The sequence below is a fragment of the Microcoleus sp. Pol12B5 genome, assembly GCF_036701335.1.
Taxonomy (GTDB): Bacteria; Cyanobacteriota; Cyanobacteriia; order Cyanobacteriales; family Microcoleaceae; genus Microcoleus.
Map to the genome: position 1 here is coordinate 1 of NZ_JAUBQQ010000088.1, position 19,701 is coordinate 19,701.

The 19,701-nt window shown below is 44.8% G+C and carries 13 protein-coding genes; 6 read left to right on the top strand and 7 right to left on the bottom strand.

The genetic code is table 11. The annotated features are described in order from the left end of the window. The first annotated feature begins 393 nt into the window (after positions 1–393). Positions 394–2,052 carry an alpha/beta hydrolase gene (locus QUA24_RS24415; protein WP_333232755.1) on the top strand — a complete coding sequence of 553 codons (1,659 nt, stop codon included), beginning with the start codon at positions 394–396 and terminating at the stop codon, positions 2,050–2,052. Between the two features lie 834 nt (positions 2,053–2,886). On the opposite strand, the gene ilvC is transcribed toward QUA24_RS24415, so the two are convergent. Further along, complete coding sequence (gene ilvC, locus QUA24_RS24420; RefSeq protein ID WP_333158861.1) at positions 2,887–3,936, bottom strand: ketol-acid reductoisomerase; 1,050 nt, start codon at positions 3,934–3,936, stop codon at positions 2,887–2,889. Positions 3,937–4,115: 179 nt separating this feature from the next. On the opposite strand from ilvC, the gene gloA2 reads away from it, so the two are divergent. Further along, positions 4,116–4,502: an SMU1112c/YaeR family gloxylase I-like metalloprotein gene (gene gloA2, locus QUA24_RS24425; RefSeq protein WP_333232757.1), complete on the top strand. Its 387-nt coding sequence runs from the start codon at positions 4,116–4,118 to the stop codon at positions 4,500–4,502. Between the two features lie 117 nt (positions 4,503–4,619). Beyond that, positions 4,620–5,912, top strand: a complete 1,293-nt coding sequence (locus QUA24_RS24430; RefSeq protein WP_333232759.1) for an endonuclease/exonuclease/phosphatase family protein — start codon at positions 4,620–4,622, stop codon at positions 5,910–5,912. On the opposite strand, the gene QUA24_RS24435 is transcribed toward QUA24_RS24430, so the two are convergent. The 4 genes from QUA24_RS24435 to QUA24_RS24450 form a co-directional block, all read right to left on the bottom strand. Beyond that, positions 5,879–7,561, bottom strand: a complete 1,683-nt coding sequence (locus tag QUA24_RS24435) for a dynamin family protein (protein ID WP_333232761.1) — start codon at positions 7,559–7,561, stop codon at positions 5,879–5,881. The two genes, QUA24_RS24430 and QUA24_RS24435, sit on opposite strands and share 34 nt — an antisense overlap. A gap of 14 nt (positions 7,562–7,575) precedes the next feature. Next, positions 7,576–9,687: a dynamin family protein gene (locus tag QUA24_RS24440; protein ID WP_333232763.1), complete on the bottom strand. Its 2,112-nt coding sequence runs from the start codon at positions 9,685–9,687 to the stop codon at positions 7,576–7,578. After that, complete coding sequence (locus tag QUA24_RS24445; RefSeq protein ID WP_333211487.1) at positions 9,684–10,016, bottom strand: hypothetical protein; 333 nt, start codon at positions 10,014–10,016, stop codon at positions 9,684–9,686. The genes QUA24_RS24440 and QUA24_RS24445 overlap by 4 nt, the downstream gene beginning before the upstream one ends. Before the next feature lie 206 nt (positions 10,017–10,222). Further along, complete coding sequence (locus QUA24_RS24450; protein ID WP_333211488.1) at positions 10,223–10,744, bottom strand: pentapeptide repeat-containing protein; 522 nt, start codon at positions 10,742–10,744, stop codon at positions 10,223–10,225. 227 nt (positions 10,745–10,971) lie between these two features. Here QUA24_RS24450 and QUA24_RS24455 point away from each other — a divergent pair, with 227 nt between their 5' ends. Beyond that, on the top strand, positions 10,972–12,510 hold the full coding sequence (locus QUA24_RS24455; RefSeq protein ID WP_333211489.1) for a SagB/ThcOx family dehydrogenase: 1,539 nt from the start codon (positions 10,972–10,974) through the stop codon (positions 12,508–12,510). Between the two features lie 227 nt (positions 12,511–12,737). Here the strand turns inward: QUA24_RS24455 and mnmE are convergent, their stop codons facing one another. Together mnmE and QUA24_RS24465 are read right to left on the bottom strand one after the other, a co-directional pair. Next, the gene (gene mnmE, locus QUA24_RS24460; RefSeq protein ID WP_333232765.1) at positions 12,738–14,123 is read right to left on the bottom strand and encodes a tRNA uridine-5-carboxymethylaminomethyl(34) synthesis GTPase MnmE; all 1,386 of its coding nucleotides are present in this window, start codon (positions 14,121–14,123) and stop codon (positions 12,738–12,740) included. Between the two features lie 50 nt (positions 14,124–14,173). After that, on the bottom strand, positions 14,174–14,419 hold the full coding sequence (locus QUA24_RS24465) for a hypothetical protein (RefSeq protein WP_333232767.1): 246 nt from the start codon (positions 14,417–14,419) through the stop codon (positions 14,174–14,176). A 600-nt stretch (positions 14,420–15,019) separates the two neighbouring features. On the opposite strand from QUA24_RS24465, the gene QUA24_RS24470 reads away from it, so the two are divergent. Both QUA24_RS24470 and QUA24_RS24475 read left to right on the top strand, forming a co-directional pair. Next, positions 15,020–17,218 (top strand): tetratricopeptide repeat protein, encoded by a 2,199-nt coding sequence (locus QUA24_RS24470; protein ID WP_333232769.1) that lies wholly within the window; start codon positions 15,020–15,022, stop codon positions 17,216–17,218. Then, positions 17,175–19,589, top strand: a complete 2,415-nt coding sequence (locus tag QUA24_RS24475) for a tetratricopeptide repeat protein (RefSeq protein WP_333232771.1) — start codon at positions 17,175–17,177, stop codon at positions 19,587–19,589. Before QUA24_RS24470 ends, QUA24_RS24475 begins: the two co-directional genes overlap by 44 nt. Positions 19,590–19,701: the final 112 nt, after the last annotated feature.

The window sequence follows — 19,701 nt, forward strand, 5'->3', positions numbered from 1 at the left end:
GTTCTACCATAGGACTGGCAATGCTTTTGATCTGTGTCACTCCTTATACTACCACGAGAGTGACAAAAGAGGGTTAATCCTAACCCAACGGAATTACTAGCAAAATTTCCGCACCTTTGTGCGGTTCGTAAATACACTAGATCGCTCTTTTCACTCGCGAAGTTTGTATTTTTTGGGCTGCCGATTAAAAAATCCTTCAACTCATCATCATTAGCACCCGCATAAGAAGTGCACTTAGGTACGGAATGTGAGCTCGGCAAGTAAATATGCGTAGAGGCCTTGACGATCGCACTCCGATGCAGCCAATTTCTCGGCATCTAGAACAATATCTCGGTATCTGGGAGAATTTTGAGAATATGGTAATCTACCCCCCTCTAGTTCAATAAAGTAAAAATGAGCATTAGACCAAATTTCAGATGGTTTTCTTCAGTGGCGAGTGTTTTGGGTTCGATTTCGATCGGCCCTTTGAGCGGCGCGACATCCTCTGTAAAAGCAGCAGAAACGGTTGTTGTCCGCAAAGGTATTTTAGAATCGTCAATATCGGTTGCGGATTTGCGTGAACTCGCAGAAACAGGAAAAGTCCCCGCCAAACTGCAAGCTTATGCCAATCTCCTGTCTGACGAACAGCGCAGTAAAATCTTTCGGGCGCTGCAAGCAAAAATTCCCCTAAATGTAGTCGGCCTGAGCAACTTGCTAAATACGGGCATCGGCACTGGCATCCTGACGGATTTGACTACTGTGATACCCAGGCGCGACGGTGGGGGTGTGGAAGCGCTGCGAGCCGCTCTGGTGCAGGGAGCAAACGCGCCGGAAGGCTTATCGGTACTGAGTTTCATTGAATCTTATCCCAGCTCGCGGGTCGTGGTGGATCTCGATCGAGCTTTCGCAGTTTTGGGAAATATGAACGCTAGTTTTTGGCAAACTCAGCGCTTTATGGCGGCGATCGCACCTCAGTTAGCACCAGTTAAACCCGCGTTTAACCTGCCTTTCGATCCCACCCAGCCAGGCCCTAATTCGGTGCAGGTACGGGCGCTAGATTTGAACGATAGCGCCCGCAATCGACCTATTCCGGTTGATGTGTACTGGTCGAGAGCTGCGACTGCCGACAAACCCACGATCGTCTTTTCTCACGGGTTGGGTTCCGTCCGCACGGATTTGCGCTACTTAGCCGAGCATTTGGCGTCTCACGGTTATGTGGTAGCAGCTTTAGAACATCCGGGCAGCAACGAGACTAACACCAATGCTGCGATGGCGGGGAAGTCTCCCTTGTTAGCTCCTCAAGAGTTTTTAGACCGTCCCAAAGACATCAGTTTTGTACTCGACGAACTGACCAAATTGAACCAAACTGATGATAATTTGCAGGGGAAAATCGCGATCGACCGATGGGTAATAATTGGCTATTCCTTCGGCGGCGCTACAGCCTTGTCCTTGGCCGGCGCCGAACTGCAATTGAGCGGACTCAAACAGCGGTGTCAGGGGGATTTGATTGGGTTCAGCTTAGGCGAAGGCATTCAGTGCGCGGCGGCCGGATTGCCCGAAGAACGTTATCAATTGCGGGATGGGAGGATTAAAAGGGCGATCGCCATGAATCCGATCACATCATTACTATTTGGAGAAACGGGTTTAAGTACAATTCAAATTCCTACCTTAATAGTAGCATCTTCTGCCGACAAAACAACTCCCGCCTTAGCCGAACAAATTGCCGGTTTTCCGAAAATTCCATCTCCTAAATGGCTAGTTGGTTTTGTAGGAGGAACCCACTTAAGCGTCAAAGATCCGAGTACAACTTTACACCAAGTTCGCAGACCGAGCACAATAATTACTGGCGATGAAGTTGTCGGCGACCAAGCTGTTAGCATACGCAATTATATTAAAGCTGTAAGTTTGGCTACTGCCGCTCAACTGACTGCTGAAGCTGACAAATATGCAGTCTTTCTAACACCAGAATACGCGTACTTTGCTTCCACATCGGTAATCCCGGTTCGGCTGTTAACAGAATTTTCCCCGGAAACTAATGCAGTAGTACAAACTTTTATTCAAGGGAATAAGTAGTCATTATTCATTAGTCCTTAGTCGTTAAGTAGGTAAGCGCCAAAAAACCATAGTATTTGGTAGAGTTCTAGACCCAGAACATAATTATGTAGGGTTCGCACTGCGAACCTTACCACTATTAGTCATTAGCTAATAATCTGATGTCCGCTCCAACACCTATAATAAAGGTGTTTGTAGTGGGAGTTCGAGGGGACATGATATTGCGACTAGCAGTTTTTCCTTGTGTAGGCGGCGCCCCTTAGCCCCAGAGGTGTATTTTCTTCTTAAGCTGTTTCTGATATATTTTGTTCGTGCAAGGGCAAAATATAACAAAGCGCTTTCACAAACTCTACTCCCAAACTGCCATGCTTAAAAAAAATCTTATCCCGCTGTTGCTTCTGTTTATAGCGCTGTTTACCCTTTACGGTGACACTTTAACTTTTCTCCCCAAACCTGTAAGAGATACTAGCGTGGCCAGTCGAAAGTTCTTCGTCGGGTTATGGCCAGATTGGTTGAGACCGAGAGATTTCAACGAGCAAAGGCAACAGGATATTGATAAATTGCAAAAAAGTCCTAGCCCGAAGCGATAGTTTTGAGCTACCAGCGAGAAACCCGGTTTCTCTAATAATACCTAGCCATTTTCTTGTAGGTTGGGTTAAGCGAAGCACAACCAACCATGACGATTTGAGATTGTAGATTTGAGATTTTTCCTCCAATCTCAAATCGATTAAACTTGAGATTTTAGATTTTTCTCAAACCAGTAAGGTGTGCATTGCACACCCTACAGATAGAGGTTATGCCTCCAGGACTGTTTTAGATTGGTCTTCCCATCTAAAATCTAAAATCTAAAATTGATTAGGCGTGCTTTTTCAACCAGCTAAACATAGCTCGCAAATCTTTACCAACTTCTTCAATAGGATGTTCAGCTTCCTGACGGCGCATGGAGGTAAAGCCCGGTTTGCCGGCTTGGTTTTCCAGAACGAATTCGCGGGCAAATTGGCCGGATTGAATTTCGCTGAGAATTTTACGCATTTCGGCGCGGGTTTGATCCGTGACGATGCGGGGGCCGCGAGTTAAATCGCCGTATTCTGCGGTATTGGAGATGCTGTCGCGCATTTTGGCGAGGCCTCCTTCTACTACTAAGTCAACGATAAGTTTAACTTCGTGCAAACATTCAAAATAAGCTAATTCCGGTTGATATCCGGCGTCAACTAAAGTTTCAAATCCAGCTTTAATTAATGCGCTCAAACCGCCGCACAAAACTACTTGTTCGCCAAAAAGATCCGTTTCTGTTTCTTCGCGGAAAGTGGTTTCCAGGATGCCGGCTCTGGTGCCGCCAATACCTTTAGCATAGGCCATTGCCCGATCGCGCGCTTGACCGGAAGCATCTTGATATACTGCAAACAAACTCGGAACACCTTCCCCTTGTTCATAAGTCCGTCGCACCAAGTGTCCGGGGCCTTTGGGGGCAACCATTACTACGTCTACATTGGCAGGGGGAACAACTTGGCCGAAGTGAATGTTAAAACCGTGAGCAAATGCTAAAACATTTCCTTCAGAAAGGTTCGGTTCGATTTGTTCTTTGTAAATAGTTTTTTGAACTTCATCGGGCAATAAAATCATGATGAAGTCAGCAGCGGCTGCTGCTTTGTCTACCGGGTGAACTGTTAAACCCGCGTCGGTTGCTTTGGCGGCAGATTTGCTACCGGGATACAAACCGACAACGACATTCATGCCACTGTCTTTGAGGTTAAGGGCGTGGGCGTGTCCTTGGGAACCGTAGCCGATGATAGCAATCGTTTTGTTGGCTAAGAGGTCTAGGTTCGCGTCGGTGTCGTAATACATACGGGCCATAATGCTTGTCTCCGAAGATGCAAATTGGGTGATTGACTGCAAAACTCTCATTTTATCAAGGTAGGGTACTTTTTTTGCATAAATTTTTCAGATTAAGATTTGGGCGGGGGAAAATAAAGGGATCTCGCCCTGAATTTAGCAGGGTTTCTCGCAGAGTCTGCGATCGTCAAATATAATTGTCAATAGCGTGCTGTGCATTTGCAAAAACGCAACTAACTAACTTTTTTAAGATGAAAATAAAAGCAATACATCATGTGGCGATTATTTGCTCGGATTACGAAGCATCGAAGAAATTTTATGTAGAAGTATTGGGATGTTCAATTATCAAAGAAACTTTCCGAACCGAGAGGAATTCTTACAAACTAGATTTGCGAGTCGGAAACGGCGACACCATAGAGCTTTTCTCATTTCCCCATCCTCCTGAAAGAGTTAACAATCCTGAAGCTTGCGGTTTGAGACATTTAGCTTTTGCCGTTGAGGACATAGAATCATCAGTTGCTTACTTAAAATCCCAACAAGTAGAAGTAGAAGAAATTCGCCTAGACGAGATTACAGAAAAACGGTTTACATTTTTCAGAGATCCCGATAACTTACCGTTAGAAATTTATGAAAGTTAAGGAGTCTCTCTATTTTGTCAAGCCGTTATTAAGTCAACCAGTCCGTAGTGCTGACTAGACAAACTGCATTATTCATTCCCAATCTAAAATCTAAAATCTAAAATCTAAAATTGTATAATGGACTATATCATCAGAAACATAATCACGATCGGATTGCCTGCTTTAATGCTATTAATAGCCATATTAGCTACAGGGAAAACAGGTGACGCAGCCGTTTGGTCGGGTTTGGTCAAAGTCGGCGGTTCCTTTGGTATGCTTGTCGGTGTATGTGTGTTGGTATTTGTAGGATTTGTTGCCAATTATTTTAGTTATTTTGTGGTAGATAGCTTGCTGGTGAGATTTTATCAAAAGCGGCGAGTGTTGGAACAGCCAGAACAACTGGTAAAAGAAATTGATAAATTGCCGATTACCAACGACCTCAAAATTAAGCTCAAATGGGCGGTGATGCACAGCAGCAACTACAAAATCATTAACTTGAAGCACGTAATTTCAAAATGGTTTATTATCGCAGTAACTGTAAATGCCGTATTTTCAATAGTCGGTTATTTGGGAGAATTCAACATTTTTTTGGAATTGACTTCTCATTTTAAACTACAATATCTGCTGGTTGGTTTCTCTACTTTTATATTCTTCGCTCTGGTGCGCTCAAAAAAAATATGGTTGCTGGTGAGCGCATTTTGCATTATCATTAACTTGGCGGAAATTGTTCCTTGGTATTTTCCAGCGCCAGCAGTTGCCGGAGCAACTCCCGGACACAACTTGCGGATTTTGCATTCAAATGTTTTAAGGGCTAATCGGCGATATTCTGAGGTGATATCGCTGGTTAAAGCAGAACAACCTGATATCGCGGTTTTTGTGGAAGTCAACTCAACTTGGGCAAAACAGTTATCGGTTTTAAGCGAGATTTTTCCTTACTCTTCTACCCAGCAAGAATCTGAGAGATTTGGCAGTGCAATATACAGCAAGCTGCCTTTAGAAAATTCCTCTGTTAAAGCCTTTTCAAATCAAAGAAAGAGCTTGTCGGCGGATGTTAAATTTCAAGGTAAAATCATTTCTCTGATTCTTGCTCATCCGACTGTGCCGATCAAACAGGAGAGTTTTATCGATCGCAATAAACAGCTAGCAGGCATCGGCGAGTATGCAGCCCAAGTCAAAAATCCGCTGATTGTGGTTGGGGATTTAAATACCACAATGTGGTCGCCTTTCTACAAAAATATGGTAAAAACCGGAAATTTGCGAAATGCGCGATCGGGCTTTGGCATTTTACCGACTTGGCCGACTTTTATGCCACTGGCTTATATTCCGATCGATCACTTTTTAGTCAGCAAAGAAATTGGTGTTTTGAAGATTCGTACTGGCCGCAATGTCGGTTCGGATCATTTGCCGTTAATTACAGATTTGGTCATTTGAAGGCAGGATTCGATATTTTCTAACAAATTATTGATTAACTGTATCTGATATTGCTGAATATTTGTCTGTAGTGGCTCTTTGCTATCTTGAAAACAGATAACTTTTCCGGCGATTTCCTTGTAGTGTTGCAGCATGGAAAAAGTATCGGTGCTGAAGCGAGCGAGATAGTTTTTAGCAGCCTCGCTGCAAATTTCCGTTACTTGATTGAGATATGCTTCTGACGATTCAGGCGGCTTTTCATACCCAGTTCTTTTATTCAAAATATAGCTAGCACCGCCGACTACTGCGGCTCCCACAGGCCCGCCCAATAGCCAACCTAAGCCTGTGGCGATCGCCACTGGAGCCACTTCGCCCTCGTTCGACTTTTGAGGTGGAGGTGGCGGCGGCTCCGGTAAAGAGACTTGCGGGGATGGAGGAAACGAAATCAAAAGTGCGATCGGCTGTTCTTTATCAAAGAATTCGCAAGCTTTATTTACCCATTCTGCGATGCTTTGCTGCTGATGTAACGCCTCTCGCTGAAATTTTAGCTTCCACGCATCAAAACTTCCTTCCTGGAGCGACACCGCCATTTCCGATTGATACCGCTGCAAAAGTGTGGGCTGGTAAAGCCAAATCTCGAAATCGGAAACGCTGGCTTGAAAGCCTTTTGATATCAGTTTTTCGGCTTTTTGTTTAATTTCAATTTTGTCTTTGTGCTTTTTTTGAGCGGCAGCTATTTCTGCGGTGACAGTTTCAGCTTTGGCTCGGAGAGATTGGCAAATTTTATTAGCTATAGCTTCAATTCTGGGCAACTTAACTGCTAGTTGTTCCTGTTGAGCTGCCACAATACTTTGCAAAGCCGATTCAAACGTGGCAATTCCTGTAGTTTGGGCGGCCGCCACATCTCCTTTCAGCCTCGCCCTCAACGCCGGCAAAGCATCGACGCGGTAGATATTGCTGATATTGTTCGGTAAGTTGGAGCGAAAACTTTCGGCAACAAACAACAAGCGATTGTAAACTTGTTTTTGGTCGTCTGGTTCGAGTAGATTGAGAAAATTGGCAACAAAGACGACAGTGTTGATGTTGCGATCGCTCAACCAATCTCTCAAGTTCTCCCGTTCCCCTAAAGTCATCAATTTGCGAGCATCTAAAACCTGCACAACCAAATCAGCCGTTAGCAATTTATCCCGAACCAAATTATCCTGTTCTTCCCGATCATTGGTTCCCGGCAAATCCAGCAATTCCACACCGGTTTGCAGAAATGGATGGGGACAGTAAACATTCACGGCCGCCACATCATCCCGCATTTGTCTCGCGTCGTCAAGGATGGCGTAGCGTTTCAAAACATCAGTCCCTGGTTCGCTAATTTCCGTGCCGTCTTTCAGGGTAATTTTTGCGTGCAATTCCTCGCCATAGTTGACATAAATAGCAGCACCTGTAGTGGGCACAAGGTCGATCGGCAAAGCGCGATTTCCCAGCAAAGCATTCAGCAAAGTTGACTTGCCGTAATTAAACGGGCCAAAGACAGCAATTTGAAAAGTTGGTTTGGCGAGATAGTCGCAAATTGAGGTTGTATCTCGATAGAGTTGGGAGTTTTTCTCAAGTTCGAGAATACCGAGTGCTGATTTGAGATTGTCAGTCAGGTGTTGATAAATTTCGGGTTGTTGCATATTGTTGTTTTATTTCAAGCGGATGCTAGGAAAGCTTGATATAGTGATTCAATACTCTGCGACTCGGCAGAAACATCAGCCTCCAATTTTTTCAACCGCTGGGATTCAGCCTGACAATTAATCTCGCGAGATTCCTTTTGTTCGAGCAAATTATCTAACTCCGATTTCCGAGAATTAATATCCGCATTCATGCGATCGCCCACTTCTCGCCCGTAAACATCAAAACACTCTTTCACAGCATCGTGAATCGGCTGCCACTGCTCTTGAGCCACCTGCGGCAGATATTTCACTAGCTCTTTTTTCGCGGCTTTTACCAACTGTTTATGAGCTCCGTCTGCTTGCAAAACCCCAACACCCATCCCCAATAAAGCCAAGTACAGCGGCCCCAAAACAATCCCCGTCAAACTAGCAAGAATCGTACTGACGCTTAACACAGTAATTAAGTTTAGCAGGATATTTTTCCAATCAAAACCCGCTCCTGCCATTGCTACGCCCGCCAGATTTCCTGTCGTTAACGAGAACAATCCCATCGCCCATTTTGCCCAAGCTGGCGAGTTATCTTCGTTTGAGTTGCTGACTGCTGCTGGTATTTTTTGCCCGGTCAGTTTTTCGGTGATTTTTTCAGTCACTTTCGTGTAAGATGCTCCGTAATTTGCCGCACTTTGTGAGAGTTGCGAAAATGCTGAATTCATTTCTTGTTCAGCCGTGAGAGTCCAAGCTGCTAGTTTGTCGTTGATATACTGCTCGAATGCTCGTTTGAGGGATGCTTCAAAGGCTTCTCGCTTGCCTTGGCTGAAGAAATCTAGAAATCTCAGCTCTGGTTGATACCGTAAGAAATCTGTTTCAAAGGTGTTTTCTAAGTTAAGAACGTAGGCGCGGAAAGAATCTGCGATCGCCCGCGATTTACTATCTCTAACTTCGATAATTTCTTGTTGAAACTCATCGCGAATGTGAGTCAGTTTTTTAAACTCCGGCTCAACTGAATTAATCTTTTCCTTCAACTCATTGACATCGCGATCGAGTAATGGTAATCTGCGCCCAACAGCTTCGCGGACACGAGCAGAAATTTGACGCGCCAAAGTTCTCGCCGGACGCAATTCCGAAATCGCCCTTTCCTGCGTCAAAAACGTATTCAGTGCCGCCATAAACTCTGGAAAACCAGTTCCTGCCAAATTCGCATCCGGGTTTTTCATCCGCAACCTGAGCGCCTTAATTGAGGTAATTGCAAACACTCGCTCGTCGTAAATGTCGTGGCCTTCTGTTAAACAATATTCAGCCAAATTAGCTTGAAAAACCCGCCGCAGTTTCCCTTCGGCTTCTGCCAATTCTTCAGGATCATCTGGGTCAATCAAACTTTCCCGCACCTGATCCCAAGCATTAATCAGAAAGAAAATGCTCAATCCGCGATTTTTGATATAATTTTCTAGATAGCGTCTTTCACCCATTGTGCAAGGCTGAGTTGCCCTGAGCACAAACAAAATAGCGTGGCAGTTGTTGATGTAACCGAGAGATAATTCATTGCGAGCTTCTGTATCGTTCAGTCCGGGACTGTCTACTATTTCTATGCCTTTTTCTAGCAAAGGTAAGGGATATTCTACTACGGCGCAATCGATATCGGGAAATGCTGGTTTCTTTTCTTCTTCTAAACGTTTTGCCTCAGCGGGGTCAATTGTGTAGTTCTGTTTAAAACTTTTAAAATCTAGCTGTTTGGGGCTTTTGCCGTCATTGAAATAAACGGTAACTTTTTTTTCTGAACCGTAGCGCAAAATCGTCAACAAAGCTGTACAGGGATTTACATCGCTGGGCAGTAAGTTTTCGCCGATTAACGCATTGAGAAAAGTGCTTTTTCCGCGTTTCATATCACCTAGCACTAACAGGCGAAAGACTCCTTGGCGCAAGTTTTTACTGGCGACATCAATGTCAGCGTTGTCTGTTTCTAAACCGAGTTTTCCCGATGCTTCTCCTGCTGCTAATTCTGATTGGTTGATGGCTGTGGCGATGTTGCTGAGGCGATCGGCAATTTCTCGGCGGACGGCGGCTACGCGCTCTAAATCGTTGAGAAAGTTGCTAGTTTCTACTTTAAGGTTCATGGCTGTTTCCTGATAGTTTCCTGCTTGAGCTTTCAACTTCTGTCTTCTTCAATAAACATTTTGTAAGCTATGAAAGCAATGCCTCCCACTATCAGCGCGGCTGCCAGCCAAGATGCTATGCGAACTGCAACGATAACAGCAATGACAATGCCTGTAAATTGAGCGGCTGCTATAATTTTTCGGCGCCACTGTTTGAGTTTGCCGTTAACTTGGCTGTCTGGTTCTTGGTACTTGCTTGTTAGATGTTCTGGCACTGAGCGGTCGATTTCGGCTTCTAGTTCGCGGAGCCGAATTTCTTGTTCTCGCTTCCGCAGTTCTTGTTCTTTACGCCGGAGTTCTCGGGATTTGTTGTCTGGAGAATTCATAAATTTTAGCCTGTTTTCCGCTGGAAAAATGTGTTATTTATTGTCAATGTTGCGGAGCCATAAGTTCTCTACGACTGTAACTCACCTTTTCCCCCATGTCGAGAAATGTTAAGAAATTTTAAAAAGAGCGATTCCCTACGGGATAGCTACGCTTCACGACTAATTAAGCCGATCGCCCTAGGCCCTAGACTAGCCGCTGCAAATCATCAATAGCCTTCGGGCCCGATAGTAGTGCGATCGCACTCGGCTTCCGACAAATCACCCAAGCGCGATCGAAATAAGTTGCAGCCCGCTAATTGAGCTTTGCTTAACTTTGCTTTCTCCAAATTAGCTCGACTCAAATCCGCATATCTCAAATCGGCATTCGTCAAATCTGCATTGTACAAATCCGCACCTTGCAAATTAGCTTTCTGCAAATTAGCACCTTGCAAATTGGCGTGACGCAAATTTGCTCTTGATAAGTTTGCTCTTGATAAACTTGCTTCCGACAAGTTAGCTTGATAAAGTTGAATGTCGCCCAATTCAGCCTCTTGCAAATCAGTTTTATAAAGATTAGCTTGCGTCAAATTTCCGTAGGGCAGATAAGCTCGCCTCAGAACGCTACCAGAAAGATTTATTTCTGTCAAATCTGCTTGAAACAAGTTATTTTCACTTAAGTCAACGGCGTTAAAGTTTCGCTGGCCCTCAGCATACTGAGCAAGCAATTCCTCAGCGCTTAGCTTTTGCATTTTCACTCCTCATGACGACAGCTACTGCAGCCAATCCATAACAGTAATTAATGGTTATTATTCTGCGTATTTATACTTAGGCATATTCTTATGTTAAGCTTGTGTAACAACAGTCGCATTTTTTCTAAGATTTTTTTTATATTTGTAAATTTCTGCCTTACTCGACCAGTAAGCGGTTAGTAATGTCAAGATCGATCGAGAAACCAAAGCCAATCCTCTACTGAAATATGCCAGAACATCCTCTCTCCATTGCTGAGCACTACCACGAACGCACCAAATACGACCCTGAAACCATTGCTGCTAAAAGCAAACAGCTAGATTGGACAGAGCAACCTGTGCCTTTCAAAGAATATAAAATTGGAGCGTATTTTGACCTCAAGCCTTATCTAAAAGATCCCTCGGAGGATGCCGATGCCGATCCCGATGCCGCTTGGTGGCATCGGTTATCTAGCTTGTTGCTGTGCAGCTACGGGTTGACGGCGAAAGTGCAGACGGTAGACGATAGCTACCTGTATTTGCGCTCTGCACCGTCGGCGGGTGGACTCTACCCAGCAGAGGTTTATTTAATCTCCCGTGGCACTGCCCAGTTGCCGGCCGGACTCTACAACTATCAGTGCAGAACTCATTCACTTGTTCATTTTTGGGACAGTCAAGTTTGGCCGACATTGCAAGCAGCTTGTTTCCAGTCGCCAGCGCTAGAAAATACCCAATTGGCGATCGCCATTACCACTGTTTTTTTCCGTTCTTCTTGGCGTTATGAAGACCGAGCTTATCGGCGAATTTTTCTAGACACTGGGCATTTATTGAGTAATATTGAGTTAGCTTGCGCCGTCAACGATTACCGACCTCACCTGATTGGAGGATTCGCCGACGAAGCTGTCAATGAATTACTTTACATTGACTCGGAGCAAGAAGGAGCGATTTGTATAGTTGCTTTAGCCGACTTGCTAGATATTGACCAAAACTTGCCTAAATTTAAAACAGCTTTGCCCGGAAACACCACCACTGATTACCCGAAAATTTCCGAAGGTCAACTGTTAAAATACCTTCACAAAGCGACGCATTTAGAATCAGACCCTACCGGAGCTGATGGCTGGAAAATTGATGAAAGTGAAGGGGAATTAGAGGATAAATACAACTTTCCATTTTGTAGTAAAGTTTCGACTGTCACTCCTTCGATTCCTTGGGGAGTGAACCTGGAAAATTTAGAAAACACTATGCTCAAAAGGCGTTCGACCCGTGCTTATACAGGTGCTTCTTTGAGCTTGGGCGAACTGCTAGCTATGCTGGATTTTACTTACCAGCCCCAGCACTATATCGACCAAGGATTAGACGGTTATCCCGACTATTTCGATCTAAGTTTGATCGAGACTTTTATTGCTGTTTCGGGAGTGAATGGATTAGAAGAAGGCTGTTATTATTATGCTCCGAAAGCTCAAGAATTGCGGCAAATTCGGTTTAAAAATTTCCGCAGGGAACTGCATTTTTTGTGTTTGGGGCAAGACTTGGGCAGAGATGCGGGGGCGCTGTTGTTTCACACGGCGGATTTGAACAGGGCTGTAGCAAAATATGGCGATCGAGTTTACCGCTATTTGCATATGGACGCGGGTCATTTGGGCCAGCGGTTGAATTTAGCAGCTATGCAACTGCGTTTGGGTGTCAGCGGTATCGGGGGCTTTTTTGACGATCGCGTCAATGACGTTCTCGGTATTCCTGCGGGTGAAGCTGTGCTTTATATTACAAGTCTAGGAAGACCTCGATCGTGAGAATGAGTTAGTTGTTATTTTTCAGTAGAATTGCTTCACTAAGCCCAGGGGCATCTAAATTTTACAGTCAAGTTTGATGAAATTAACATCTTACACCATTCTCAAGAACAGGCAAGATGCCTGTTCCACAAAGAGTGAAAATATTGTGGGGTTGGCGTCCCGCCCGCCCTAAAAATACAACTTAAATGTGAGACAGCTTACCTCTTTAATTTAATCTTTTTCGAGGACTATTTGCCAATGCAAAACCTGCTAAATATTCTGTCGAGCACTGATTCTGTCAATTCTTCGCCCGTAACTTCCCCCAATGCTTGAATTGCACCGCGCAAATCTATTGTCCAGAAATCTAAAGGCAATTTATTGCTCATAGTATCTGTGCACTGTTCCAGAGAAATTTTAGCTCGGGTTAACGCCGCTGCTTGTCGCTGGTTGATTGCTAAGTCTGAGTTTGCTGCTTGCAAATTTCCCCCGCTGACGGCATCTAAAATTGCTGTTTCTAAGTCTTCTATGCCTTGATCGAGAGCGGCTGCTGCGGTAACTATTGGGTGAACTTCAGGGGAAAAAGGTAATTCAGGAATTATTTTTACTAGGTCGATTTTGTTGATAATTATAATTAGCTGGCGGTGCTTTACTTGTTCGTAAATTTCCAAATCTTCCTCTGTCCAACCAGATTCTGCGTCAATTGTCAACAACACTAAATCGGCTTGTTTTGCTGCTGCGCGAGATCGCTCAACGCCAATTTTTTCTACCTTGTCTTCGGTTTCTCGAATGCCCGCAGTATCGAGCACCTGCACCGGAATGCCGCCCACAACTAGCTGCGATTCTACGACATCCCGCGTCGTACCGGGCAAATCCGTGACGATCGCGCGATCGCTCTTACTCCACGCATTCAACAAACTCGATTTTCCCACATTCGGCCGCCCAACAATCGCTACTTTTAAACCTGTTCTCAACAATTCTCCGCGATCGGCAGTCGCCAAAATTGTTGACAATTCCTCCAAAACATGATTTATTTCCAAAGAAGTTTTAGCTTCATCTAAAGGCGGCAAATCTTCCTCAAAATCAATTCTTGCCTCAATTTCTGCCAGTACGTCCAAACAAGTTGTTCTCAATTTGCGAATTGGCTGCGCTAATTTTCCTTGCAAACCGGCCAAAGCACTTTGTGCAGCAGCGGGCGATTTTGCTCCCACCAAATCTGAGATACTTTCAGCTTGAGTTAAATCCAGCCTCCCGTTCAAAAAAGCCCGCAGCGAAAACTCTCCTGGCTGCGCTAATCTCGCCCCATTTTCCAAACATAACTGCAAGACTTGCTGCACAGCCATAATGCCGCCGTGACAGTGAAATTCTACCACATCTTCGCGAGTAAAAGAACGCGGTGCTTTCATGATTAACAATAAAGCTTCATCGACTAATTCTTGAGTTTTGGGGCGACGGATATGACCGTAAAGAATGCGGTGAGACTCCCAGATTTGCCGTCCTGGGGCGCGAAACAGAGTTTCGGCAATTTTTAAGGCTGCGGAACCGGAAACTCGCACAATGCCGACGCTGCCTTGTTGGGGAACTATGGCAGTGGCGATCGCTGCGATCGTTCCTCCTTTGGTTAATGATTCAGACATTTTTATTATTCACACATTCAAAAGTTCTTTCAATATCCTGTTTTTGAGTATCAGGCAATTGCTTGTCGATATTTGAGAGTATAAATCTCTAGTTTGTCATTCAAAAAATTAAAATAGCCGCCCTTTAGGGCAAAATGCACCAGTTTCCGGGTCGAAGCGTAGGAGATATTTGGTAATATTTTCCCTAGAGTCGCTAATTGCTCGTCGGCTGCGAGAGACCAGATAACTTGAATTAGGGATTCAACCAGTTGTACGTTCATTTGACTGACCTCCGGCTTGGTTGTTAAATTATACATATCTCATTGACAGGATAAACAATTTCAGCATTTTTTTTCTAAAATATTAGAAGAGCGTGGCAACAGCGAGGGACTTGGCGAGCCAATCCGATCGCCCGTTTGTCCAGTCAGTCGATTTTAGATTTTAGATTTTAGATTGACTCCACAAAAGAATCGGGTAGCTTCAACTAGGGTCTAAAATTTTGGGAGGCTAACGACTCCTGTGGGAAAGCAACTATCCGTTTTTGGGTAGGAGTCACGGCTCGATCGAACTTAAATTACTCAGCCACATATTTTGGCTATTCTGATTTCATGCGATAATGGAAAATTGACAATCAAGCATCCAGGATACCCGCCACGTGATTCATCCGTCCAGAAATAAAAAACCTGTATCCGATGAAACTTGCCCCCCGAATTTATCTGTGGGGTCAGTCGATTTTCGATTTTCGATTTTCGATTCTCGATTTACCCCACAGATAAATCTGGGAGCTTGAACTAGGGTCGAAAATTTTTATCTTTCCACGACTCCTGTACGTGGCAGCGTATCCGTTTTTGGGCTGGGTCAATGCTTCAATCTAAAATCTAAAATCTAAAATCGATTGACAGGGTAGAGGGCAAAGTATGATTGGTCAACTTCTAGACAGACGTTACCGCATCATTAAAGTCACAGACTCAAGTGAAGTGGGAAAAACTTATCTAGCAGCAGATACTCACCGTCCTGGGTATCCGCAATGCACGGTTAGAGAAATGCGACTCCCCGGCACAAGTTCACAAACTCCAGAATTAGTCAAAGTTATATTTCAACGAAACGCCGAAATAATTGAAAAGTTGGGAAAACACGACAAAATCCCGGAATTATTGGCGTATTTTGAGGAAAATCAAAGTTTATACTTAATTGAAGAATTTATTGCCGGTTCACCTTTAAGTCAAGAACTAATACCCGGTCAACCTTGGGATGAAGATCAAGTAATTGGTCTGCTATCAGAAATATTAGAAATTTTGGTGTTCATACACGAGAAGGGTTTTATTCACCGCAGAATTCAACCAGACAGAGCGATCCGGCGCGAGTCTGACGGCAAATTTGTATTGGTAGACTTTAGCTTAGACAAAGAAATTAACCCGGAACTTGCTAACTGTCATTTGTTGTCGCAAACCTCCCCGAACTCTGTTAAAAGGCATGAGGCAAAAAAACAGGATTTGGCGGCTCAGGAGTTATACGTGCCGATCGAGCAATTGAGCGGCAACCCCCGTTACAATAGCGACATCTACGCTCTAGGTACGATCGCCCAGCTTGCCGTCACGGGACTCTCACCCAACGAACTGAGTGCCTTAAAAAACAACAACAACGAAATTCCCTGGCGAAACCGAGCAACTTGTTCGCCGGCCCTAGCAGATATTATCGATCGAATGGTGCGCCCTGACTGGGAGGAACGTTATCAGGAGACCACCGAAGTTTTAGCAGACCTCAAACAAATCGCCGTAAAATTGGAGGTTGAGCCGCCGCCAGCCACAATCATCACGCACGCTATGAGTCAACCGCGAAGACAAAGCCCAACCAAACTGCTGCTGTTGGCTGCAACAGCGGCAGCTTTAATCTTGACGGCACTGATAACTTACTTTTGGCAGAGTCAAAGTCCGGCGAGGTCAAAAGAATTGTTAGCCCGCGGTGTTACAAAAGCGCAGCAAGGTGACACAACAGGCGCGATCGCCGATTATACTCAAGCGATCGCCATGAATGCCACCGATGCGGAAACTTACTACAAGCGGGCAAACGCTCGCTACGACATGGGGGCAACCGAGCAAGCAATACAGGATTACACGCAAGCAATTAAAGTCAATCCTAGCCACACCAAAGCTCTCTACAATCGAGGTATGGCCCGCCTCGACATCGGGGACAAGCGGGGGGCGGTGGAAGATTTCACTCAAGTAGTGCGACTCAATCCCAGCGACGGTGAGGCATACTCTCAGCGGGGTTTAGCCTACTACGATTTGGGTGACTACCCCCAGGCAATTGAAGACTACACTCAAGCAATTCGGCTCAGTCCCAACGATGCTACAGCTTACAGCAATCGGGGCTTAGCTCGATCGGCTGCAGGCGACAAAACAGGAGCAATGGCAGATTTTACTCAAGCCCTTCAAATTAGTCCCAAACAAGCTGGCGTATACTACAGTCGTGGTCGATCGCGGTTTAATCTGGCAGATTATCAAGGAGCGATGGAAGATTATACTAAGGCGATCGAATTGCAACCAGATCTCGCTGATGCTTATACCAATCGGTGCAGCGCTTACTTGAATTTGGCCACCTACGACAAAGCGATTGCCGATTGCACCGAAGGAATTCGCCTCGATCCAAAAGATGAAGCAGCTTACAACAACCGCTGTATTGCTTATCTGAATTTAAAACAATATCAAAAGGCCAGCGAAGATTGCAGTTTGACGATCGGACTCAACGGCAACAATCCCAAAGCCTACAGCAATAGAGGATTAGCTCGATCGGCTTCGGGAGACAAGCAGGGAGCTTTAGAAGATTTTACTCAAGCAATTCGGCTCAATCCCAGCGATGCAGTAGCTTACAGCAATCGCGGTACTATTTACTCAGAACTAAAAAATTACCCTTTAGCGGTTGAGGATTTCGCTCACTCGCTGCGGCTCAACCCCAACAATGCTAGCGCTTTTTACAGCCGAGGCCTCGTCCGCCGCCAACTCAAAGACCGTGCTGGGGCGATCGAGGATTTTCAGAAAGCTGCAACCTTGTTTCTAGAACAAGGAAGAGCCGATGGTTTCCAAAACGCACAATCACAAATCAACGACCCTAAATAAACTCTTAGTTTCCATTCAGATGTTAAAAAAACAAGAAAAAAGGAAGAAGGAAGAAGGAAGAAGGAAAAAGGAAGAAGCTCAAATTACCAACTTCCCCTTACCAAATCCCCCTTACCAACTCCCCCTTACAAATTCCCAATTACCAACTCCCCGTTACCAATTCTCAATTATAGATATGAACATGGTTGGTCAACTTTTAGACAGGCGTTATCGCGTAGTGCAAATCCTCAGTTCAGGAGCTTTTGGACAAACTTATTTAGCTGTCGATACTCGCCGGCCGGGCCATCCTCAATGTGTAGTCAAACAACTGCGCCCTCCCAGCAACACTTCCACAGTTCTCAAAACAGCTTATCGCTTATTTAAACAAGAAGCAGAAATATTAGAAAAGCTGGGAAAACACGATCAAATTCCATTTTTACTAGCTTATTTTGAAGAAGCCAATCAATTCTACCTCGTCGAAGAGTTTGTGCCCGGACACGCCCTAAATAGGGAAATTGTGGCCGGTCAACCTTGGCGAGAAGAACGAGTGCTGGATCTGTTGCAAGAAGTGTTACAAGTTCTCGCCTTCGTACACTCTCAGGGAGTGATTCACCGTGATGTTAATCCCTCCAACTTAATCCGCCGCAAACCAGACGGCAAATTAGTTTTAATTGACTTTGGTTCGGTTAAAGAAGTTGCGAGTCACGTCAGCGATCACGATACAGAGTTTCCGCGCACCATTGCTACTGGAACTCCGGCTTATATGCCGATCGAACAATTTCAAGGCAACCCGCAATTTAGCAGCGACCTCTATGCAGTCGGGATGATGGCAGTCCAAGCTATCACTGGTTTACCCGGTACGGATTTGCCCAAATTGCAAGATCCGAGTCCTTCTCATACGGGGGAAATTGTTTGGCGAAACCGATCTCAATGTTCTGTGGGATTAGCCAATATAATTGACAAAATGGTCTGTCACCAATTTGGCAAACGCTATCAATCTGCGGAGGAAGTTTTGGTAGCTCTCAGCAAGTTGAGACACCGCCAAGAGCCTGTGAATACGGCTAACAAGAAAAGTATTGCTCCCAGCTTAGTGTCTTATGATAGTTTTTATTCACGTTTGGGAAGTCGATTTTGGTTGCTGATTTTGGCGGGCGTCGGGGCAGCGATAGTTCTGGTATTTCTGTTTAGTTATTGGAGCCGCCCAAATCCGATTAAAGCTAAGGAATATTACGAACAGGGAGTGGAAAAGTCTCGCAATAAAGATGCAGATGCAGCTTTGCAGGCTTTTAATAAGTCAATTCAATTGAATCCTAAAAATGCTGAAAGTTTTTACCAGCGCGGTAATGCTAATTATGATTTACAAAAGTATGAAGAAGCAATTGCGGATTATTCTCAGGCGATCGCTCTCAATCCTAAATATGTTCAGGCTTATTTTAACCGCGGCCTAGCCCGTCACGATTTTAACGATACACGGGGAGCGATTGAGGATTACACTCAAGCTTTGAATCTCCAGCCAAACGATGTTGATACATATTATGAAAGAGGAGTTGCTTATTTAGAACTGCAAGATTACAAGGCCGCTATTCAGGATTTTACCGGAGTAATTCGGCTGCAGCCGAACCTTGTTAAAGCTTATCATTCGCGGGGGTTGGCTCGTGCTGGGAGTGGCGATTTGCAGGGGGGAATTGGAGATTATACTGAGGCAATTAAACTTGATCCTAAGAATGTTGATGCTTTTTACAGTCGGGGGAGAGCTCGCTTTCACCTAGGAGATTATCAGGGAGCTTTGGCGGATTATTCTCAGGTAATTGCGAGCGATCCCAAGAGTGGAGATGCTTACGCTAATCGTTGCAGCACGCAGTTGAATTTGGGAGCGCATCAAGCGGCAATTGACGATTGCACTCAGGCAATTTCGCTGAGTGAGGAGGATGGGGTTCCTTACAACAATCGCTGCATTGCTTATTTAAATTTGAAGGATTATCCGAAAGCAATTGCCGATTGCACTCAAGCGCTAACAGTAAATCCGAATGATTTTAATGCTTTTAACAATCGTGGTTTAGCTCGCAGCGCCGGGGGTGACGCCCAGGGAGCGATCGCAGATTTTACAGCAGCAATCGGGTTCAATCCCAACAATGCGGAAGCTTACGCCAATCGGGCTAAGATTTATCAGGAGTTAAAGAATTACAATAGTGCGATCGCAGATTACGTGCAAGCTATTCGGATCAGTCCGAATTATGCTGCTGCTTACTACGGTAGAGGCATGGTTCGCCGCTCATTGGGAGACAAAGCAGGAGCAATTAGCGATTTAGAAAAAGCCGGCAAAATGTTTCTCGATCAAGGACTTACCGGTGGTTACAAAGATGCACAATTTGAGATTGAAAAGCTCAAGTAGTTATTAGTTAGTTGTTAGTTGTTAGTCAACAGTTAATACCAATTTAATATGAAGCTGCATAGAATAAAGCTTCAAGAATAAAATTGTAAGATGACAACGAACTGATTTGCTC